This window comes from Sphaerisporangium sp. NPDC051011, assembly GCF_040653595.1.
Lineage (GTDB): Bacteria > Actinomycetota > Actinomycetes > Streptosporangiales > Streptosporangiaceae > Sphaerisporangium.
Genome location: NZ_JBFAGG010000025.1, coordinates 48005 through 68846 on the forward strand (window position 1 = coordinate 48005; position 20842 = coordinate 68846).

20 protein-coding genes and 1 riboswitch are annotated in these 20842 nt (G+C 71.5%); of the genes, 17 read left to right on the forward strand and 3 right to left on the reverse strand.

The features are described 5' to 3' along the window. The first annotated feature begins 126 nt into the window (after positions 1 to 126). The 6 genes from AB0H21_RS37830 (at position 127) to AB0H21_RS37855 (ending at position 7216) form a co-directional block, all read left to right on the forward strand. Positions 127 to 1737 (forward strand): ATP-binding cassette domain-containing protein, encoded by a 1611-nt coding sequence (locus tag AB0H21_RS37830; RefSeq protein ID WP_358526437.1) that lies wholly within the window; start codon positions 127 to 129, stop codon positions 1735 to 1737. A 105-nt stretch (positions 1738 to 1842) separates the two neighbouring features. Further along, positions 1843 to 2664 (forward strand): FxLYD domain-containing protein, encoded by an 822-nt coding sequence (locus AB0H21_RS37835; RefSeq protein ID WP_358526438.1) that lies wholly within the window; start codon positions 1843 to 1845, stop codon positions 2662 to 2664. 98 nt (positions 2665 to 2762) lie between these two features. After that, entirely contained in the window at positions 2763 to 3869 is a 1107-nt protein-coding gene (locus AB0H21_RS37840) for a saccharopine dehydrogenase (RefSeq protein WP_358526440.1), read from the forward strand. Between the two features lie 413 nt (positions 3870 to 4282). Beyond that, positions 4283 to 5848 (forward strand): sigma-70 family RNA polymerase sigma factor, encoded by a 1566-nt coding sequence (locus AB0H21_RS37845; RefSeq protein ID WP_358526442.1) that lies wholly within the window; start codon positions 4283 to 4285, stop codon positions 5846 to 5848. Between the two features lie 15 nt (positions 5849 to 5863). Then, on the forward strand, positions 5864 to 6514 hold the full coding sequence (locus tag AB0H21_RS37850) for a hypothetical protein (RefSeq protein ID WP_358526444.1): 651 nt from the start codon (positions 5864 to 5866) through the stop codon (positions 6512 to 6514). A 57-nt stretch (positions 6515 to 6571) separates the two neighbouring features. Further along, complete coding sequence (locus tag AB0H21_RS37855) at positions 6572 to 7216, forward strand: C40 family peptidase (RefSeq protein WP_358526446.1); 645 nt, start codon at positions 6572 to 6574, stop codon at positions 7214 to 7216. On the opposite strand, the gene AB0H21_RS37860 is transcribed toward AB0H21_RS37855, so the two are convergent. After that, entirely contained in the window at positions 7162 to 7692 is a 531-nt protein-coding gene (locus AB0H21_RS37860; protein WP_358526447.1) for an inorganic diphosphatase, read from the reverse strand. The genes AB0H21_RS37855 and AB0H21_RS37860 overlap by 55 nt on opposite strands. 98 nt (positions 7693 to 7790) lie before the next feature. Here AB0H21_RS37860 and dacB point away from each other — a divergent pair, with 98 nt between their 5' ends. The 11 genes from dacB to AB0H21_RS37915 all read left to right on the forward strand — a co-directional run bounded on the left by dacB (position 7791) and on the right by AB0H21_RS37915 (position 17828). Continuing rightward, positions 7791 to 9200: a D-alanyl-D-alanine carboxypeptidase/D-alanyl-D-alanine-endopeptidase gene (dacB, locus tag AB0H21_RS37865; protein WP_358526448.1), complete on the forward strand. Its 1410-nt coding sequence runs from the start codon at positions 7791 to 7793 to the stop codon at positions 9198 to 9200. Positions 9201 to 9228: 28 nt separating this feature from the next. Further along, positions 9229 to 10320: a zinc-dependent metalloprotease gene (locus AB0H21_RS37870; RefSeq protein WP_358526450.1), complete on the forward strand. Its 1092-nt coding sequence runs from the start codon at positions 9229 to 9231 to the stop codon at positions 10318 to 10320. Positions 10321 to 10471: 151 nt separating this feature from the next. Next, the gene (gene tilS, locus AB0H21_RS37875) at positions 10472 to 11449 is read left to right on the forward strand and encodes a tRNA lysidine(34) synthetase TilS (protein WP_358526451.1); all 978 of its coding nucleotides are present in this window, start codon (positions 10472 to 10474) and stop codon (positions 11447 to 11449) included. 13 nt (positions 11450 to 11462) lie between these two features. After that, positions 11463 to 12020: a hypoxanthine phosphoribosyltransferase gene (gene hpt / locus AB0H21_RS37880; RefSeq protein WP_358526452.1), complete on the forward strand. Its 558-nt coding sequence runs from the start codon at positions 11463 to 11465 to the stop codon at positions 12018 to 12020. 277 nt (positions 12021 to 12297) lie between these two features. After that, a complete protein-coding gene (gene ftsH, locus AB0H21_RS37885) occupies positions 12298 to 14319 on the forward strand; it encodes an ATP-dependent zinc metalloprotease FtsH (RefSeq protein WP_358526453.1) in 2022 nt (673 codons plus the stop codon). A 3-nt stretch (positions 14320 to 14322) separates the two neighbouring features. Then, on the forward strand, positions 14323 to 14910 hold the full coding sequence (gene folE / locus AB0H21_RS37890; RefSeq protein ID WP_358526454.1) for a GTP cyclohydrolase I FolE: 588 nt from the start codon (positions 14323 to 14325) through the stop codon (positions 14908 to 14910). A 97-nt stretch (positions 14911 to 15007) separates the two neighbouring features. Beyond that, entirely contained in the window at positions 15008 to 15865 is an 858-nt protein-coding gene (gene folP, locus AB0H21_RS37895) for a dihydropteroate synthase (protein WP_358526455.1), read from the forward strand. Further along, positions 15862 to 16302 carry a nuclear transport factor 2 family protein gene (locus AB0H21_RS37900; protein ID WP_358526456.1) on the forward strand — a complete coding sequence of 147 codons (441 nt, stop codon included), beginning with the start codon at positions 15862 to 15864 and terminating at the stop codon, positions 16300 to 16302. Before folP ends, AB0H21_RS37900 begins: the two co-directional genes overlap by 4 nt. Then, on the forward strand, positions 16295 to 16657 hold the full coding sequence (gene folB / locus AB0H21_RS37905; RefSeq protein WP_358526457.1) for a dihydroneopterin aldolase: 363 nt from the start codon (positions 16295 to 16297) through the stop codon (positions 16655 to 16657). Before AB0H21_RS37900 ends, folB begins: the two co-directional genes overlap by 8 nt. Beyond that, positions 16654 to 17160: a 2-amino-4-hydroxy-6-hydroxymethyldihydropteridine diphosphokinase gene (gene folK, locus AB0H21_RS37910; RefSeq protein ID WP_358526458.1), complete on the forward strand. Its 507-nt coding sequence runs from the start codon at positions 16654 to 16656 to the stop codon at positions 17158 to 17160. Before folB ends, folK begins: the two co-directional genes overlap by 4 nt. Before the next feature lie 203 nt (positions 17161 to 17363). Next, the gene (locus AB0H21_RS37915) at positions 17364 to 17828 is read left to right on the forward strand and encodes a DUF3180 domain-containing protein (protein WP_358526459.1); all 465 of its coding nucleotides are present in this window, start codon (positions 17364 to 17366) and stop codon (positions 17826 to 17828) included. Between the two features lie 66 nt (positions 17829 to 17894). Here AB0H21_RS37915 and AB0H21_RS37920 read toward each other — a convergent pair whose 3' ends face one another. After that, positions 17895 to 19067 carry an NADH-quinone oxidoreductase subunit D gene (locus AB0H21_RS37920; RefSeq protein WP_358526460.1) on the reverse strand — a complete coding sequence of 391 codons (1173 nt, stop codon included), beginning with the start codon at positions 19065 to 19067 and terminating at the stop codon, positions 17895 to 17897. Between the two features lie 17 nt (positions 19068 to 19084). Beyond that, entirely contained in the window at positions 19085 to 20377 is a 1293-nt protein-coding gene (locus AB0H21_RS37925; protein WP_358526509.1) for an aminotransferase class V-fold PLP-dependent enzyme, read from the reverse strand. 98 nt (positions 20378 to 20475) lie between these two features. Then, a riboswitch (SAM riboswitch) is annotated at positions 20476 to 20591 on the reverse strand. Positions 20592 to 20842 lie beyond the last annotated feature (251 nt).

A 20842-nucleotide genomic window follows, 5' to 3' on the forward strand; every position in this document is an offset into this window, starting at 1 on the left:
TTAGACGGGCCCGGCGCCCCGTCCGCGGCGAGGGTCCGTCACGCGCCGCCATGGCCACGGCGGATATCCAGATGCGGGAAACGTCCCCGCTGGATACCTTCTGCGGGAAGGCTGGGAGGGAACGTCGTGGGCCATGTCGAGGTAGGTCGTCTGACCTATGTGCTGCCCGATGGGCGTCCGCTGCTCAACGAGGTGTCCTTCCGCGTCGGTGAGGGACTGAAGGCCGCGCTGGTCGGGCCGAACGGCGCGGGCAAGACCACGCTGATGCGGCTGATCGCGGGCGACGTCAAGCCCGTCGAGGGCAGCGTGGTCTCCTCCGGCGGGCTCGGGGTGATGCGCCAGTTCATCGGCAGCATTCGCGACGGCCGCACGGTGCACGAGCTGCTGCTGTCGGTGGCCCCGGACCGCGTCCGCGAGGCCGCGCGCAGGCTCGACGAGAGCGAGCTCGCGATGATGGAGCGCGAGGACGAGAAGACGCAGATGCGCTACGCGCAGGCCATCACCGACTACACCGACGCCGGCGGCTACGAGATCGAGGTGCTCTGGGACACCTGCACGATGGCCGCGCTCGGCGCCCCGTACGACCGGGTCAAGTACCGCGAGGTCAACACGTTGTCGGGTGGCGAGCAGAAGCGGCTGGTGCTGGAGGCGCTGCTGCGCGGCCCCGACCAGACGCTGCTCCTCGACGAGCCGGACAACTACCTCGACGTCCCTGGCAAGCTGTGGCTGGAACAGGCGCTCAGGGAGACGCCGAAGACCGTCCTGCTCGTCTCGCACGACCGGCAGCTCCTCGCCAACGCCGCCGACCGCATCGTCACGGTCGAGTCCGGCAATGTCTGGGTGCACGGCGGCGGCTTCGCGACGTACGCGGAGGCGCGCCGCGACCGCAACGCCCGCCTGGACGAGCTGCGCCGCCGCTGGGACGAGGAGCACGACAAGATCAAACGCCTGGTCGTGATGCTCAAGCAGAAGGCCAAGTACAACGACGGCATGGCCGCGGCCTACCACGCCGCCCAGACGCGCCTGCGCCGGTTCGAGGAGGCCGGGCCGCCCGAGGAGGCGCCGAAGGACCAGTTCATCTCGATGCGCCTGCGTGGCGGCCGTACGGGCAAGCGGTCCGTGATCTGCGAGAACCTCGAGCTCACGGGCCTGATGAAGCCGTTCGACCTGGAGGTCTGGTACGGCGAGCGGGTGGCGGTCCTGGGCTCGAACGGCTCGGGCAAGTCCCACTTCCTGCGGCTGATCGCGGGCGAGGACGTCCGGCACACGGGCGTGGCGCGGCTCGGCGCCCGGGTCGTTCCGGGGCACTTCGCGCAGACGCACGCCCGGCCGGAGCTCCAGGGCCGGACCCCCTGCCAGATCGTCATGACCGAGCACGCCCGGCTGAAGAACGAGGCGATGAAGGCGCTGGCCCGCTATGAGCTGGCGGGCACCATCGCCGAGCAGCGGTTCGAGACGCTGTCCGGCGGTCAGCAGGCCCGGCTGCAGATCCTGCTGCTGGAGCTGTCGGGCGCGACGCTGCTGCTGCTCGACGAGCCGACCGACAACCTCGACCTGGCCAGCGCCGAGGCGTTGCAGGACGGCCTGAACCAGTTCGACGGGACGGTGGTCGCGGTCACCCACGACCGCTGGTTCGCCGCAGACTTCGACCGGTATCTGGTGTTCGGCGCCGATGGCCGGGTGTACGAGCCGTCGGAGCCGGTCTGGGACGAGGCGAGGGTGGCGCGCGAACGCTGAGATCGGTGCGCGCAGGCGCGGCGCGGGTGTGCCGCCGTTAAAGACTTCGTACGAGTTGCGCGTGTCGGAGGAATCACCCCCGACTAACCGGGCTATGACGGCCTTGTGACCCAGCGTAGTCGAAACACGACAGCACTAGGACTCGCTCTCGGGGTGGTGGCGGCCGCCTCGCTCGCCGGGTGCGGCGGCGACGAGCCGCGGCGCGAGCAGGCGCTCAAGCCGCTCATGATGAAGGAGCAGACCTCGTCGGTCGCCCAGGGGACCGGCGGCTACGTGGTGACCTGGGCTGGTGTGATCACCAACCCGAACCGGTGGCACTTCGGCGAGAACGTCGCCGCCACCGTGGTCGGCAAGGACGCCTCCGGCAAGGAGGTGGTGCGCATGGAGCAGCCCCTCGACGCCGTGCCTCCTGCCGGGTCGCTCAAGTTCACCGGCCAGGCCACGGCCTCGGCCGCGCCGGTCGACGTCAAGGTGACCTTCCGGCCCGCCCGCTGGCGGCAGGCGGGGCGGATCCCGTCGGCGTTCGTGCCGTTCCCGATCACGACGCCCATCACCGAGAAGCTCGGCAACGGCTCGTACCTCGTGACCGGTGCGGTCGGCAACCCGTACCAGAAGGCGGCGACCAGCCTCGTGATCACCGCGCTGCTGCGCGACAAGGACGGCAAGCTGATCGGCGGCGCCAGCACGTACGTGGACGACGTGCGCGCCGGCTCGCCGCGCCGGTTCGTGCTCACCGTGGACAGCCTGAGCAGTGCCGGCCCGGTGGCGCGCACGGACATCGCCGCGCGCACCTGGGGGTCGAGCGCGCGGCCGTACGAGGAGCTGGCCATGAGCGGGGCGATGCCGCCGAGCACGGACAAGCCGAAGACCCCACCGTTCGCCCGAGACCGCGGGTATCAAGCGATGCCCGTCGACAGCCGGCCGTGAGCGCCGGGCTGTCCGCGTCCGCATCCGGACCCGCCCCCGAGGGCGACCGGCCAGCCCCGCTATGGATCTTGAAATCACCCGCGGGTTACGGTACTTACATGACTTCCCCCCGGATAGTCCTCTTCGGTGCCACCGGCTTCACGGGCCGGCTCACCGCCGAAGCGCTCCTCGCCCGCGGCGCCCGTCCGGTGCTGGCGGGACGCGACCCGGCCCGGCTGGAGGCGCTCGCCTCGTCCTTGCCGGTGGAGCTGCCGACGGCCGTCGCCGACGTCGGGCGTCCCGCGACGATCCGGCGGATCGTCGAGCCGGGCGGCGTGCTGATCTCCACGGTGGGCCCGTTCGCGCGGTGGGGGGAGCCCGCCGTCGAGGCGGCGATCGAGGCAGGGGGGGTCTACCTCGACTCCACGGGCGAGCCGGCGTTCATCCGGCGCATCTTCCAGCGGTACGGCCCGGCGGCGGCCGCCTCGGGGGCGACGCTGCTCACCGCCTTCGGACACGACTACGCGCCGGGGAATCTGGCGGCGGAACTGGCGCTGCGCAAGGCCGGGCCCGCGGCGGTGCGCGTGGACGTCGGGTATTTCACGCAGGGCGACATGCTCCGGCGCGCGAGCGCGGGCACACGGGCGTCCGCGCTGGGAATGGTGCTGGAGCCGATGTACGGCTTTCGCGAAGGCCGCATTCTTCGCGAACACGGGCGTACACGGATTTTCTCCGTGAACGGCCGGCGCAGGCACGCGCTCTCCGTGGGAGCCTCGGAACATTTCGCGCTGCCGAGAACGCACGCCGGCCTGCGCGAGGTGAACGTCTACCTGGGCTGGTTCGGCGGGCTCACCAAGGCCGCCGCGGCGCTGGCCAGGGCCACGCCCTTCATCGCGGCGATCCCGGGCGCCAAGCGCGTCACCGAGGCCATCGCCGACCGCGTGATCCACACGGCGGGCCGGGACGCGTCCCCGGGGGAGTCCGGCGAGGAGATCGCCACGCAGGTCGTCGCGGAGGCGTTCGACCGCGACGGTGAGCGGCTCGCCTCCATCGAGCTGCACGGCGGCGACCCGTACGACTTCACCGCGCGCCTGCTGGCGTGGGGCGCGATCACGGCCGGCACCGACGGGGTGGACGCGCAGGGGGCCGTGGGGCCGGTGGAGGCGTTCGGCCTCGAATCCCTGGTGCGGGGCTGTGACCAGGCCGGGCTGCACGCCATCGCCTGATGGGAGTTGCCGGGTCGGCTGGTCGGGCAGACTCGGTGCCTGACCCCTGCCCCGTTCGCCGGGGCGCTTCCCGTGAGTGACCGTCCGGGAAGGCCGGCGTGGGCGACGGCGCCCGTGCCGGAGGCCGCGAATTGTCAAGCCCGGCGGGTGTGAATGAAATTCATATATGAACCGGGATCGCGGTGAAGGGTTGTCCCGGAGTTCTCAGGTAGGCCGCCGCGGGAAAGCGGACCGGCTCCCATCTGTGCGTCCGTTCGGCTCTGCTATCTAGTGATATGTCGAATTTGATGGCCATATGCCGTGCGCAGTACCGCAAACAATCTTGCCGGCGTTCATTACGGTATTAATACAAGGCCGGTCATTGTCCGGGAAACGGTGGAGCAAGCAGTTACGAAGCATTTACTGTCGGTTACATGAACCACAGCGTCCTGGTCGAGGCACTCCGCGCCCGCGATCCTGGTGCCCTCGCTGCCCTTTACGACGACTACGCCGGAGGTCTGTACGCGTACGCCTCGCTCTTGCTCGGCAGCCCCGACGGCGCGCAGGTCGCGCTGCGCGACACCCTGATCGCGGCCGAGGCGCACATCGAGGCACTGGCCGATCCTGAGCGGTTGCGCGCCTGGCTCTACGCCCTGGCCCGCGGGGAGGCCCTGCGCCGGCGCGCGGTGCCCCCGGCCGCCGAGGACGACCCGGACCCCGCACCCGAAGACGACTACGACGGCGACCTGCGGCGCGTGGCCGTCAATGCCGTCGCCGCGCTGCCGGACGACGAGCGCGAGGTCCTGGAGCTCCTGACGCGCCACGGCATCCCCGAGGAGGAGCTCCCTTTCGTGCTCGGCACCACGCCCGGCCACGCCGAGGAGCTCCACGAGGCCGCACGCGCCCGCCTCCAGGACCTCGTCGCCACCGAGATCCTGGCCCGCGACACCGCGCAGGAGTGCCCGGACAGACGGGACATCCTCGCCGGGTTCGGCGACGTCCTGGACGACGAGACCCGTGAGCGGCTGATCGAGCACGCCGGTCACTGCCCGATCTGCGGCCCCTACCGCGAGCGCCAGGTGTCGGCGGCCAAGGTCTTCGACCAGCTTCCCCGGCCCGCGCTGCCCCAGACCCTCCGCGTCCGGGTGATGAGCTGCTTCATCGACCCCGAGCTGGTCCCGTACCGCCAGTTCGTCGCGCGGCGCACCGGGCTGCTCGGCGCCGACGGCTTTCCCTTACAGGACGTCAAAGGGCCTCGGTGGCGGCCTCAGGTTCTTGCGGGCGGTGTGGCGGCGGTCGCGATGGCCCTCGCCGCCGTAGTGCTGGCCGGCGCGCTGAACGGCCGGGAGGATCGGCTGACCCAGACCGTCTTCGGCGCGTTCCCGCCGTCCGCCTCCCCGCCCGGCGTCTCCGCCCCCTCCGGTACGGTCACGAGACACCCGGGCCCGGCGACGTCCTCACCTGCGGGGCGGATGGCCGAGCAGGACGCGCGGAGCGGCGCGGTCCTCCCCGGGGCCCCGCTGCCGGCGGGCGCGATCCGGCCGGACGGGTCCTCGCGCCCCGCGGGCGGCGTGCCGCCGCGTCCGGCGCCCGCCCCGCCGTCCACGCCCTCTCCTCGGCCGTCGGAGTCCGCGACCCCCTTCCCGCCCCCACCGCCCACCGCGCCCCCGTCACAGCCGCCCTCGCGGCCGCCCGCGCCCACCGCCGTCCCTCCCTCGGTGGGCGCCCCGGAGCCGCCCGTGCGCGGCCCGCACCACCATCCGTCCCCGACGGCGAGCCACCAGCACAAGCCCTGCCGGACGGCCACCCCGCCCGCATCCCCCGCCCCGTCACCGGCGAACCCGCCCGCCGCGCCGTCCGTCCCACCGTCCGCGCCCCCGCAGCCGCCGTCGGAGCCGCCGTCTGAGCCGGGCAGGGCGCGGGTTCCGTGGCACGAGGGCCACGGTCACGGGGGCCACTGGGGACGCGAGGGGTACCCGCTGACGAGAGCCGACCGGTAGCGGCCCGGCGCCCCCGTGTTCACCGCCCGTGACGACGCCCACCTCGGCCGCCGCGTGTTCCCCGAGCCCGTGCCGCCCGAGTTGGCCGCTCTCGTGCCCCGCGTCCACCGGGCCGACTGGCCGGTCTGGCTGGACCCGGGCCCCCGCATGCTGCGCGACCTGCTGGAGCTGTGCCGCCTGCAGACCGCGCGCGGCCTCGCGGTGCTGTCCTGGCTCGCCGCCGGCCGGGCCCCCGAGGACATCGCCTGGCTGTGGCCGGGCCGCCGTCTGACCGGCCCACGGCAGCGGCTCATGTACGACGCGGCGGGCGCGATCCCCGGGGCCGCGCTCGCGCTGGTCGTCGCCAACTGGACGTGGGTGCTCGACACGCGGTTCGCCGGCCAGGTGACGGCGCCGTACCTCGCGGGCACCGCGTACCCCGACGACGGGTACGCCGCGGCGCAGGCCACGATGACCCTGCTGCGCGTCTGGGACCGGCACGCCGAGGCGCGCCCGGCGCTCGGCGCCGCGTGGGCGGCCAGCCGGACGATCGCCGACTGGTGCAAGGCGGGCGAGCTGTGCGCCGCGTACGGGCACGAGGTGCCGGTCTTCACCTATCCGCGCGGCCCGCTGCCCCCGGGCGCGGGGGTTCGCCCGTGGATATCCCGTCTGTTCCGCCTCGGCTGATCACGGAAAGTGACGGCGCGGGTGTGCGTCGTGCGGCCGCGGGGAAATCTGGAGGCTATGTGGCGTGAGATCGTCTTCGCCTGCGCCCTGGCCGTGAGCCTGGGGCACGCCCCCGTGGCCCTGGCGGGTCCCCGTCCGGCGGGCGGTGACCACTGGACTCCGGGGCTGGGCGCGACGGGGGGCGGCCGGTGGACGGGGGCCTGGGCGGGTCGCCGCGCCGCCGCCGCCCGGCTCGGCGACCTGGCGGCCAACTGGGCGCTGACCCAGCTCGGCAAGCCCTACGTCTGGGCCGCCGCCGGCCCCCGCGCGTACGACTGCTCGGGGCTGACCATGCGCGCCTGGCAGCGGGCTGGGATCGCGCTTCCCCACTGGACGGGCACGCAGTGGACTGCGGGCCCGAAGATCGCGCTCAGCTCCCTGCGCCGCGGCGACCTGCTGTTCTTCGGACGCCGGACGCGCGATCCCGGGACGATCCGTCATGTCGGGATCTACATAGGCGCGGGCCAGATGGTCCACGCCCCCAGCACCGGGGACGTGGTGCGCGTCGCGTCCATCTGGCGCCCGCACATGGTGGGCGTGGTCAGGCCCCTCCCGCGAGCAAGGCCGTCACGCCCGCGGTCGCCGGCACTCCTCGCGGGAGGGCGGCGTCAGTGCCCCTCTCCCTTGATCAGCGGGCTCTCCGTGTCGGCGTGCTCCTCGTGATCGAGGTGACGCTTGACCGACCGCTGGATCTCCAGCTCGGCCTCCACCCGGCCGACCCAGTTCGCCCCCTCCACCGACTTGCCGGGCTCCAGGTCCTTGTAGACCTCGAAGAAGTGCTGGATCTCCAGCCGGTCGAACTCCGGGACGTGATGAATGTCACGGATGTGCTCCATGCGGGGGTCCGTGGCCGGTACGCACAGGACCTTGTCGTCCCCGCCCTTCTCGTCCGTCATCCGGAACATGCCGACCGCGCGGCAGCTGATGAGGCAACCGGGGAAGGTCGGCTCCTGCAGGAGCACGAGCGCGTCGAGCGGGTCGCCGTCCTCGCCCAGGGTGTCCTCGATGAAGCCGTAGTCGGCGGGGTACTGCGTGGAGGTGAAAAGCAGGCGGTCCAGGCGGATCCGCCCCGTCTTGTGATCAACCTCGTACTTGTTGCGTTGTCCTTTCGGAATCTCAACGACAACGTCGAACTCCACTGCGGTTCCTCCGCTCAGCCGTCCGGACACTCCGGACGGGCGTTAATGTCTCGTAGACGTATTTCCAGGATGACGCATGTGAGAAAGGGGCCGGCGAGGTGGTACGACGCGAGCGCGTGGCGGCGGTGGCGACTCTCGCCCTGCTGCAGGCGTTCGTCTGCGCCGTGGGCGCGTACCTCCTCGCGTCCGGAGGGCTGAGCGGTGCCACCGCGAGCCCGCCGGTCAAGGCCGCCACGCCGACGCGGGCTCCCGTCGCCATCGTCACCTCGGGTCCCGTCCTACCACCAGCGCCTGAAGGGTCTCTCCCGGGAAAGGGTACTTTGGCCGCCCAGCTCACCCGCGCCATGGGGGACTCGGCGCTGGGCGGCAACGTGGGCGCCGTGGTGGTCGACGTCTCCAGCGGTGCCAGCCTGTTCTCCGGCAGGGCCGACATCGGCATCACGCCCGCCTCCACCACCAAGGTCGTGACGGCCGTCGCCGCGCTCACCGCGCTCGGCCCCGACGCCAAGATCGCGACCCGCGTCCTCCAGGGCAAGCCCGGCACGTTGACGCTGGTCGGCGGGGGTGACCCGACGCTGGTGAGCCCGAAGTCGGACCACGTGCCCGGGTACCCCCGGTTCGCGTCCCTCGCCACCCTGGCCTCCCGGACGGCGCAGGCCCTCAAGGCGGCGGGCGTCACCGCGGTCTCGCTCGCCTACGACGACTCGGTGTTCTCCGGCCCGAGCACGGCGCCCGGCTGGAAGCCCGGGTACATTCCCGAGGGCAGCGTGGCCCCCGTCACGGGACTGACCATCGACGAGGGACGCCAGGACCCGCGCAACGAGAACTCGGCGCGTTACCCCGATCCGCCCCGGACGGCCGCCGAGGCCTTCGCGGTCCAGCTCAAGCGGTACGGCGTCAAGGTCGGCAAGACCGTCAAGCGGGCGAAGGCGGCGGCGGGCGCCACGGAGGTCGCCCGGGTGGAGTCCCCGGCGGTGTACGAACTGGTCGAGCACATGCTGACCGAGAGCGACAACGACCTCGCCGAGGCCCTCGCCCACCACGTGGCGATCAAGGAAGGCCGGCCGGGCGGATTCGCCGGCGCCTCCCAGGCCGTGCGGGCCACGCTGAAGCGGCTGGGCGCAGACGCCGGGGTCGTGGTCAACGACGGCAGCGGCCTGTCCACCCGCAACCGGATCACCCCGGCCGCGCTCGCCCGCCTGATCGCCCTGGCGGCGTCCCCCGCCAACCCCCACCTGCGGGCGGCGATCAGCGGCCTGCCCATCGCGGGATTCACCGGAACCCTCGGCCATCGGTACGCGAAGGGCGAGGCGAAGGCCGCGGCGGGAGTGGTAAGGGCCAAAACGGGCACGTTGAACGGGGTGAACACCTTGACAGGGCTCGCTCGGACCGCCGACGGCCGGCTCGTGGCCTTCGCGTTCATGGCCGACGACGTCCGCGATCCCGACGGGGCCGTGGCGGCGCTCGACAGGCTGGCCGCCCTCGTATCCGGATGCGGGTGCTCATGACGACCCCGGACGACGTACGGTGGTGAACATGCAGGTGATCGACTGGGATCTGGCCGTATCGACCGGTGTCCGTCTAGTCCGTCCTGGCCCGCAGGTGAGCCGGGAGGAAGCAAGGCACGCCGTCGCCGAACTCCGGCGGCTGTCGCGTGAGGCCGAGGGGCACGTACAGGGGTTCGCCCGCATCGACGGCGCGGCCGAGCCGGAGGCCGCCACGGTCGTGGACCGCCCCGGGTGGATCCGCGCCAACGTCGACGGGTTCCGGGTGGTCCTCGAGCCGCTCACCGAGCGCATGAACGCGCGGCGCGCGCAGATCCCCGCGATCGTCGGCGCCGTGGGGTCGCGCGTGACCGGCGTCGAGGTCGGGGCGGTGCTCGCGTTCCTGGCGTCGCGCGTGCTGGGGCAGTACGAGCTGTTCCTCCCGCCCGACCCGAGCGGGCAGGCGCCCACGGGCCGGCTCACGCTGGTCGCGCCCAACATCGTGAACACCGAGCGCGAGCTCGGGGTCAACCCGCGCGACTTCCGCCTGTGGGTGTGCCTCCACGAGGAGACCCACCGCGTGCAGTTCACGGGCGTGCCCTGGCTGCGCGAGTACGTCCGGTCGCAGATGACCGAGTTCCTGCTCGCCTCCGACCTCGACCTCGGCACGCTGCTCGACCGCATGCGCGCCGCGTCCGACGCCGTCGCCGACGCGATCAAGGGCGGAGAGGGCAACCTGATCGACGCCATCCAGACTCCCGAGCAGAAGGAGATCCTGGACCGGCTCACGGCCGTGATGACGCTGGTCGAGGGGCACGGCGACTACGTGATGGACGCCGTCGGGCCGGCGGTGGTGCCGTCGGTGGCCGAGATCCGCGCCAAGTTCCAGCACCGGCGCGAGGGCGGCTCCCGCTTCGACAAGACGCTCAGGCGGCTGCTCGGCGTCGACCTGAAGATGAAGCAGTACGCCGAAGGCGCGTCGTTCGTCCGCAAGGTCGTCGGCGAGGCCGGCATCGACGGCTTCAACCGGGTGTGGGGCTCGCCCGCGACGCTGCCCACCCACGCCGAGATCAAGAACCCCGAGCTCTGGATCAACCGCGTGATCAAGGCCCCCCAACTCCCCACGGCGAACGGCCACGCCTGACAAACCCGCCGGGGCGCGGCCATGGGCCTTCGGGGCGCTGTGCCTATGGCCGCGCTTTCGGCACGGCGGGTTCGGAACACGGCGTCTTTGACTCCTGCAGCGGAGCGGGTCATCGGCACAGCCATAGGCGCAGCCGCTCCAAACTAGGGTTATGGGACCGCATCCCGCTGTCGCGGAGATTCGCCGTGCCGTGCGGCTGTCGCTTGGCGATCTGCCGTCGGGCGCGCTCGTGCTGGTCGCGTGCAGTGGCGGGGGTGACTCTCTCGCGCTGGCCGCATGCCTGGGCTTCGCCGCGCCCCGCATGGGCCTGCGCGCGGGCCTGCTCACCGTCGACCACCGCCTGCAGGACGGCTCCGCCGAGCGGGCGCTCCAGGTCGCGGGCCTGGCGGGGGACCTGGGGCTCGCGCCCGCCGAGGTGCTGACGGTCACGGTGGGGCGCGAGGGCGGGCCCGAGGCCGCGGCCCGCGACGCCAGGTACGAGGCCCTCTCGGCCGCCGCGAGCCGTCTCGGCGCGTCCGCCGTGCTGCTGGGGCACACCCTCGACGACCAGGCCGAGACGGTCCTGCTGCGGCTCGCGCGGGGCAGCGGCACGCGGTCGCTCGCCGGGATGCCGGCGGTCTCGGGCGTCTACCGCAGGCCGATGCTCGGCGTCTCCCGCGCGACCGCCCGGGCGGCCTGCGCGGCGCTGGACCTGTCGCCCTGGGAGGACCCGCACAACGCCGATTCCTCCTACGCCCGCGCGCGCGTCCGGCACGACGTCCTGCCGGTCCTCGAAGGCGCCCTCGGGCCGGGCGTCACCGAGGCGCTGGCCCGTACCGCCGCGCTGTGCCGGGACGACGCCGACGCGCTGGACGACTGGGCGGACGAGGTGTACGGGCAGGTCAGGGGCATCGGGGTCGAGCTGACCGTGGACGGCGTCAAGGACCTGCCCGCCGCCGTGCGGCGCCGGGTGATCCAGCGGGCGGCCCTGGCGGCGGGGGCGAACGCGTCCGCGCTCGCGGCCGTCCACATCGCGGAGGTGGACCGCCTGGTGACGCAGTGGCGCGGACAGCGGATGGTCGAACTGCCCGGGGGGGTGGGAGTGGTCCGGCGATATGGCACCCTGGTGTTCGCCAGCACCCTCTTGTGAAGGAAATCCCCAGGTGGACGCAGCTGACATGGGCAAGGACCTGGAAAAGGTCCTCATCCCCGAGGAAGAGCTCCAAGCGAAGATCAAGGAGCTTGCCGGGCAGATCGACGCGGACTACGCGGGCAAGGATCTTTTAATCGTCGGGGTGCTCAAGGGTGCGGTCATGGTCATGGCCGATCTGGCGCGCGCGCTGCACATCAAGGTCGAGATGGACTGGATGGCCGTGTCGTCCTACGGCGCGGGCACCAAGTCCTCGGGGGTCGTGCGCACGCTGAAGGACCTCGACACCGACATCGCCGGGCGGCACGTCCTGGTGGTGGAGGACATCATCGACTCCGGGCTGACGCTGTCGTGGCTAGTGCACAACCTGCGCTCGCGTAACCCCGCGTCGGTCGAGATCTGCACCTTGCTGCGCAAGCCGGACGCGGTGAAGGTGCCGATCGACGTGAAGTACGTCGGTTTCGACATCCCCAACGAGTTCGTGATCGGGTACGGCCTCGACTACGCCGAGCGCTACCGCAATCTCCCCTTCATCGGCACTCTCGCGCGTCACGTGTACGGCGCCGAGTAAGCCCTGAGCGAAGTTCCGGGTTCATTACCGGTGTGTCCACCCCTTATTCGGTCTCGCCGTGGGGAACACCGGGCCGTCTGACGTACGTTGGTAGGACAAAGCCGGTGTCGCCGGAGCAGTGACCCTGCGCGGCGCCCCGGTGTACCTTCGGATGTCTCGGAGCGAACCACTTTCTCCGGGTTGTCAGTAGGAGCGGTTGGATGCCGCTAACCCCGGGTCCGCCCGGGGTGTCAGGCCGTGTTCAGGAAGGGACGGGCCCGCAGGGGTTCCGCATCGGATGGATCTCAAGCGATTTACACGTGGGCCACTGCTGTGGATCCTGGGCATCGTCGTGCTGCTCCTGCTCGCCTCCACATTCTGGAGCAGCAACAGCAACTATGCCCAGAAGGACACCTCGTTCGTCGTCAGCCAGATCGAAAAGGGCAATGTCGACAACGCGGTGATCGTCGACAAGGACCAGCGCATAGAGATCAAGACCCTGCAGAAGATCAACGGGGAAGATCGCTTCTATGCGTCCTGGGTCGCGGGGCAGGGTGTCGAGCTCCAGAAGCAGCTTCAGGCTCAGGCGAACGCGGGCAAGCTGCCCGGCGGCTACAAGGTCACCGTGCCGACCGAGAACTTCCTCGTCGGCCTGCTGGTGAGCTTCCTGCCCATCGTCGTCATCGTCCTCATCTTCCTGTTCATCATGAACCAGATGCAGGGTGGCGGCTCCCGGGTCATGAACTTCGGGAAGTCCCGGGCCAAGCTCATCACCAAGGACACGCCGAAGACCACCTTCGCCGACGTCGCCGGCGCCGACGAGGCCATCGAGGAGCTCCAGGAGATCAAGGAGTTCCTGCAGGCCCCGGCCAAGTTCCAGGCGATCGGCGCGAAGATCCCCAAGGGTGTGCTGCTGTACGGCCCGCCCGGCACCGGCAAGACGCTGCTGGCCCGCGCGGTGGCCGGTGAGGCCGGGGTGCCGTTCTACTCGATCTCCGGTTCCGACTTCGTCGAGATGTTCGTCGGCGTCGGCGCCTCCCGCGTCCGCGACCTGTTCGAGCAGGCCAAGGCGAACGCCCCGGCGATCATCTTCATCGACGAGATCGACGCCGTCGGCCGGCACCGCGGCGCGGGCCTCGGCGGCGGGCACGACGAGCGCGAGCAGACCCTCAACCAGTTGCTGGTCGAGATGGACGGTTTCGACGTCAAGGGCGGCGTGATCCTCATCGCGGCGACCAACCGTCCCGACATCCTCGACCCGGCGCTGCTGCGTCCCGGCCGGTTCGACCGCCAGGTCGTCATCGACCGGCCCGACCTGGAGGGCCGCAAGGGCATCCTGCGGGTCCACGGGCGCGGCAAGCCGTTCGCGCAGGACGTCGACCTCGACGTCATCGCCCGCAGGACCCCCGGGTTCACCGGCGCCGACCTCGCCAACGTGATCAACGAGGCCGCGCTGCTGACCGCCCGGCAGGACCAGAAGCTCATCTCGATGAACACCCTCGAGGAGTCCATCGACCGCGTGATGGCGGGCCCCGAGCGCAAGAGCCGGGTCATGTCCGACCAGGAGAAGAAGATCATCGCCTACCACGAGGGCGGCCACGCCCTGGTGGCGCACGCCCTGCCGAACTCCGACCCGGTGCACAAGATCACGATCCTGTCCCGCGGCCGGGCCCTCGGCTACACGATGACGCTTCCCATGGAGGACAAGTTCCTCGCCACCCGCTCGGAGATGAACGACCAGCTCGCGATGCTGCTGGGCGGGCGCACCGCCGAGGAGCTCGTCTTCCACGAGCCGACGACGGGCGCGGCCAACGACATCGAGAAGGCCACGTCCATCGCCCGGCGCATGGTCACCGAGTACGGCATGAGCGAGCACCTCGGCGCCCGCAAGTTCGGCACCGGCAACAGCGAGGTCTTCCTCGGCCGTGACATGGGCCACGAGCGCGACTACTCCGAGAAGATCGCCTCCACGATCGACGAAGAGGTCCGCCGCCTCATCGAGTCCGCGCACGACCAGGCGTGGGAGATCCTCGTCCAGTACCGCGACGTGCTGGACAACCTCGTGCTGGAGCTCATGGAGAAGGAGACGCTGTCGCGCGAGCAGGTCCTGGGGATCTTCGCGCCCGTCGTCGTCAAGGAAAAGCGCCCCTCGTACTCCGGGTACGGCAAGCGGCTCCCATCCGACCGGCCGCCGATCCTCACCCCGAAGGAGGTCGCGGGCAACGGCAACGGCGCCGCGCTCCCGGCGGGCAACGGCAACCCGGCCGGCTCCGGCGCCCTGCTCCGGCACGACCACCCGGCGCCCCAGGACGAGGCGTAACGGGTGAGCGTGCACTTCCTGAAGGTCGACTCGGGCCGGATCGAAAAGGCCGTTCGCGAGATCCTCCTCGCGATCGGCGAAGATCCGGACCGGGACGGCCTGGTGGATACCCCCGCCCGGGTCGCCCGCGCGTACGCCGAGCAGTTCGCCGGGCTGGGGCAGTCGCCCGAGGACGTCCTGACCACCGTCTTCGACGCCGACCACGACGAGATGGTCCTGGTCAAGGACATCGAGGTCTTCTCCACCTGCGAGCACCACCTCGTGCCGTTCCACGGGGTCGCCCACGTCGGCTACGTTCCGAACGAGAAGGGGCAGATCACCGGTCTGTCCAAGCTCGCCCGGCTGGTGGACGTCTACGCCAGGCGCCCCCAGGTCCAGGAGCGCATGACGTCCCAGATCGCCGATGCGCTGATGGACGTCCTCGCCCCGCGCGGGGTCATCGTGGTCATCGAGGCCGAGCACCTGTGCATGACCATGCGCGGCGTGCGTAAACCGGGCGCGAAGACGATCACCTCGGCGGTGCGCGGCGATTTTCGCGACAGCGACAAGACCCGCGCCGAGGCGATGGCCCTCATCCTGGGGCACCGCTGATCCACCCGCGCCGATCGCGGGTGGCCTGGCCGATTCGTTATCCACAAGCCGGACCCAAGGCACAGATCGCCCTCGATAACCACCTAGGCTTGACGCCATGACCACATGGACGGTGCCGGGGCTCCCCGACGCGGGGCGCTGCCTGGTGATGGGCGTGGTCAACGTCACCCCCGACTCCTTCTCCGACGGCGGCCAGTGGTTCGACCCCGAGGTCGCCGTCCGTCATGGCCTCGAACTCGTCGAACAGGGCGCCGACATCGTCGACGTCGGCGGCGAGTCCACGCGCCCGGGCGCCGCCCGCGTGTCCCTGGCCGAGGAACTGCGCCGGGTCGAGCCGGTCATCCGCACCCTGGCCGACGAGGGCGTGACCGTCAGCGTCGACACGATGCGCGCCGAGGTCGCCGAGGCCGCGGTGCGCGCCGGGGCCCGGCTGGTGAACGACGTGAGCGGCGGGCTGGCCGATCCGGCGATGCCCCGCGTGGTGGCCGCGTCGGGCGTGGCCTACGTCGTGATGCACTGGCGCGGCCACAGCCACGACATGGACAACCGCGCGATGTACTCCGACGTCGTCGGCGAGGTGAGCGAAGAGCTGCGCAAACGGGTCGACTCCGTGCTCGCCGAGGGCGTCGCCGAGAAGCAGATCATCATCGATCCCGGCCTGGGCTTCGCCAAGAAGTCCGAGCACAACTGGTCTCTGCTCGCGGGCATCGGCGAGCTCGGCCGGCTGGGTTACCCGATCATCATCGGCGCGTCCCGCAAGCGTTTCCTCGGCCGTCTCCTGGCCGACTCCGAGGGCACGCCCAGGCCGTTCAGCGGCAGCGACGACGCGACGCTGGCGGTCACCGCGCTGGCCGCCCACGCCGGGGCCTGGTGCGTGCGTGTGCACCATGTGCGTCCCAACGCCGACGCCGTCCGGGTGGCGGCGGCCTGGCACGGGCGGGAGGAAATCCGATGAGCACCACCGCAGCGGAGATCGAGAAACTCAACGAGGCGTTCTACACCGCCATCGAGAGCGGCGACCTCGACCGCATGACCGACCTCTGGGCCGAGGACGACGACGGCCGGGTCGCGACGTGCGTCCACCCCGGCTGGTCGGCCGTGACGGGCCGGGCCGAGGTCCTGCGCTCCTGGGCGCTGATCATGGCCAACACGACGTACATCCAGTTCGTGCTGACCGACGTCCGCACCACCGTCGTCGGCGACGTCGCCGTGCTCGCCTGCGCCGAGAACATCCTCACCGCGGCCGACACCGACGAAGCGACCTTCGCCGCGGGCCGGGTGGTCGCGACCAGCACCTTCGTCCGCACCACCGCGGGCTGGAAACTCTGGATCTACCACGGCTCCCCGGTCCTGCAGGCCGACGATGACGACGACGAGCCCGCTGATGAGTGACAGCATCAGCCTGGTGGGCCTGCGGGCGCGCGGCCGGCACGGATGTCTGCCCGCCGAGCGCGAGCTGGGGCAGGAGTTCGTCGTCGACGTCACGCTCTTCCTGGACACCGCCCCCGCGGCCGCCGGCGACGACCTGTCCAAGACCGTCGACTACGGCGAGCTGGCCCTGCGGCTGGCCGCCATCGTCGAGGGGGAGCCGGTCGATCTCATCGAGACCCTGGCCGGGCGCCTGGCGGAGGCGTGCCTGGCGAACGAGCTGGTCGAGGAGGCCGAGGTGAAGGTGCACAAGCCCGCCGCGCCCATCCCGCTGCCCTTCGACGATGTTGTCGTGACGATCAGGAGGAGGCGGGGATGAAGGTGGTCCTGGCGCTCGGCAGCAATGTCGGCCGCCGTTTCGACACCCTTCAAGGAGCCGTGGACGCGCTGTTCGACGCTCCCGGGCTCGACTTCGTGGCGGTGTCGCCGGTGTACGAGACCGACCCGGTCGGCGGGCCTCCGGACCAGCGCCCCTATCTCAACGCGGTGGTGATCGGCAGCACGATGACGCTGGGCCCGAAGGCGATCCTCGAACGGGCCCTCGGCGTGGAGGTCGCATTCGGACGGGTCCGCGAGCTGCGGTGGGGGCCGCGTACGCTGGACGTCGACCTGATCATGGTCGGCGACCTGCTGTCGGACGACCCTGAGCTCACGCTCCCGCACCCGCTGGCGCACGAGCGGGCGTTCGTCCTGGTCCCGTGGTCGCAGGCCGATCCGGGCGCGGTGCTGCCCGGCCGGGGTTCGGTGGCGGGCCTGCTCGCCGACCTGGACCAGGCAGGCGTGCGTCTGCGCCCCGACCTGGTGCTCCAGCCCCCCGACTGACCTGTTCGAGGCGCGGCGGTGTTCTGGAGGAGGAGGGAGGAAGGGGTGAGGAACGAGCCCCTTCCGAGTGACGACGGAAGAACGCCGCCTGAAGTGCGCCTCGAATCCGCCGTGCCGGAGGCGCGGCAATAGGTACAGCCGACGCGGGCCGATCGCGCATGGAATAGCCTGCGGGCGCCGGAGGGAACGAGGAGGAGGATCGCGTGAGACCGAGCCGTCCCGGCTTGCTCGTCGTGCTGGTCGTCGGGTTCGCCCTGGTGACGTGGGCCGTGCTCCAGCAGGTCTACTCCGCCCTGCCGACCGTCCCCTGGACGGCGATCCCCACCGTGCTGCTGCTGGCGGTGGGCGAGGCGTACAGCGGGTGGATGACCCGCGCGCGTATCGAGCGCAGGCCCGACACCAAGCCGGTGGAGCCGCTGGCGGTGGCCCGGCTCGCCGCCCTGGCCAAGGCGTCGGCGTACGTGGGGGCGGCCTGCGCGGGCATCTTCGCCGGTTTCGTGCTCTACGTGCTGCCGCTGCTGGACCAGGACAGCCCGCGGCGCGACTTCTTCCTGGCCGGCGGGTCGCTGATCGCCTGTGTGGTGCTGGTCTGCGCGGCCCTGTTCCTCGAACACTGCTGCAAGGTGCCGAAGGACCCGGACGACCGGCCGGGCCCCGCGCGCCCCTGAGCGAGGGCCCTGAACCCGCGTACGACGGTCCCGCCGCGCCCGCGCCTGCTAAAACGGGGAAAATCGTTACTTGTCGATGTCGCCGACGACGAAGAACATCGAGCCCAGGATCGCCACCATGTCCGAGATGAGATGGCCGGGAAGCATCTCCCTGAGCACCTGAACGTTGTTGTACGACGCGCTGCGCAGCTTCAGCCGCCACGGCGTCTTCTCGCCGCGCGACACCAGGTAGTAGCCGTTGAGCCCCAGCGGGTTCTCGGTCCAGGCGTAGGTGTGCCCCTCGGGCACCTTCAGCACCTTGGGCAGCCGCTGGTTGATCGGCCCGGGCGGCAGCGACCGCAGCCGGTCCACGCAGGCGTCCGCGAGGTCCAGCGAGTTCTTCACCTGGTCCAGCAGGACCTCGAAGCGGGCGTGGCAGTCGCCGGCCGAGCGCGTGGCGACCTTGACCGGCAGCTCGGCGTACGCGAGGTACGGCTCGTCGCGGCGCAGGTCCAGGTCGACGCCGGAGGCGCGGGCGATCGGCCCGCTCACGCCGTACTGCATGATCGTCTCACGGTCGAGCACGCCGACGCCGCGCGTGCGGGCCAGGAAGATCTCGTTGCCGTAGATCAGGTGCTCGATGTCGGACAGCCGCCCCCGCACGTCGCCGACCGTCCGCGACACCCGGTCGAGCCAGCCGTCCGGCAGGTCCTCCTTCAGCCCGCCGACCCGGTTGAACATGTAGTGCATGCGCCCGCCGGAGATCTCCTCCATGACGTCCTGCAGCATCTCGCGCTCGCGGAAGGCGTAGAAGATCGGCGTGATCGCGCCGAGCTCCAGGGGGTAGGACCCGAGGAACATGAGGTGGTTCAGCACGCGGTTCAGCTCGGCGAGCAGCGTGCGCGCCCACACGGCCCGCACGGGGACCTCCATGCCGAGCATGCGCTCGACGGCCAGCACCACGCCCAGCTCGTTGGCGAAGGCCGACAGCCAGTCGTGCCGGTTGGCCAGCACGATGATCTGCCGGTAGTCGCGCACCTCGAACAGCTTCTCGGCGCCGCGGTGCATGTACCCGATGATCGGCTCCGCCGCGGCGATGCGCTCGCCGTCCACGGTGAGCCGCAGGCGCAGCACGCCGTGGGTCGAGGGGTGCTGGGGCCCGATGTTGAGGATCATGTCCTCGGTGGCGAGCTCCTTGGCCCCGGCGCCGATTCCCACGACGCGCTCGACGCGCCCGCCTCCGGCGGGAGGTTCGGTCATGGACCTATGCTGTCACGTCAGCGGCGCGACACAAGCTCGGAGAGGGCGGTCACCAGACGCCGGACGTGCTCCTCGGTGGTGCCGATGCCGATGGACGCCCGTACCGCGCCGGCCGTGCCGTCCGCGCAGGTGCCGTCGTCCAGCCGCCCGGCCTCGTCGAGCAGGTGGCGGACGAACGGGTGGGCGCAGAACCGGCCGTCCCGCACGCCGATGCCGTACTCCGACGACAGCGCCTCGGCGACCTCGCGGGCGGTCCAGCCGTCCACGATGAAGGACACGATGCCGACGCGCGGGTGCCCGGGCCCCCACAGCGACAGCTCGCGCACGCCGTCGATGCGGGCCAGCCCATCGCGCAGCAGGCCGACCAGCCGCTCCTCCTCCTTGACCAGCGGGGCCCAGCCGGTGGCGGACAGGGCGTCGCAGGCGGCGGCAAGGGCGATCGCGCCGAGGACGTTCGGCGTGCCGGCCTCGTGCCGCTGCTCGGCGTCGCCGCTCCACTCGGTCGTGATCGGCGCCCCCTCGGCGGCCCCGCCCGTGACGTTCGCGGACGCGCCACCGCCGCGCAGGTACGGGTCGGCGTCCGCGAGCCAGTCCGGCCGGCCGATGAGCACGCCCGCGCCGAACGGGGCGTAGAGCTTGTGCCCGGAGAACGCGACGTAGTCGAGGTCGAGCGCGGTCAGGTTGAGCCTGCGGTGCGGGACGAGCTGGGCGGCGTCCACGAAGATACGGGCGCCGTGGCGGTGGGCGATGTGCGCGAGCGCGGCGATCGGCCACAGCTCGCCGGTGACGTTGGACGCGGCGGTGACGACCAGCAGCTTGGGGCCGTCGATGGCCGCGAGGGTCTCGTCGGCGGCGCGCACGGCCTCGCCGGGGAAGGCGGGCGGCGCGAGCCGGACGGCGCCGGTCCAGGGGAGCAGCGAGGCGTGGTGCTCGGTCTCGAAGACGACGACGGTGGTGCCCTCGGGCAGGCAGCGGGCCAGCAGGTTCGTCGCGTCGGTGGTGTTGCGGGTGAACACGACCGCGTCGTCGCGGCGGGCGCCCGCGAAGGCCCCGACGGTGTGGCGGGCCTGCTCGTAGCGGGCGGTGGTGAGCTGGGAGGCGTACCCGGCGCCGCGGTGCACGCTGGAGTAGGCCGGCAGCGCGGCGGCGACGGCCGCGCTCACCGGCTCCAGACAGGGCGCGCTGGCGGCGTAGTCCAGGTTGACGTACCGGACCAACTCGCCGCCCTTGACGGGAACCTCCAGGTCGGTGCCGAGCACGGTGGGGATGCCGGTCCGGTGCCCTGCGGGGACGGGCTGGGCGGGGACGATCTCGGCGGGGGCGGGGGCGGGGATGGTCAGATCGGTGACAGCGGACAACGCCGGCCTCCTCGGGTAAGGGGCCCTCGGTCATGGCGTTGAGATGACGGAGCCCGCGCTTGCCCGGCGCACCGCGCGCCGGACCTGGTCTTCACCCGGGGCACCCCGCCGCGAGCGCGAGGGTTGCCGGCCAGCGAGCCGGGGCTTGACGCTGGCACTCATGACCTACGTCCGGACTATAACCCAACCTCCCCCCGCCCCCGCAATGTGACAGGCATCACGCCCCCGCCTCCGTTTGTGCCAGCACTGGCGGTGTCGCGTTAAGAGGACTCTGCGCCACCGAGGAGTTCGGTCGGTATGCCCCTGTGGAATCCGGGACAGGATTTGCTTGTCACCGGCGCCGATCCGCGGGCGCCTTGGCTCCATATACGGCACGTTGAACAGGAACACGTCCGCGGGCCCTTCACAATGCGGGCC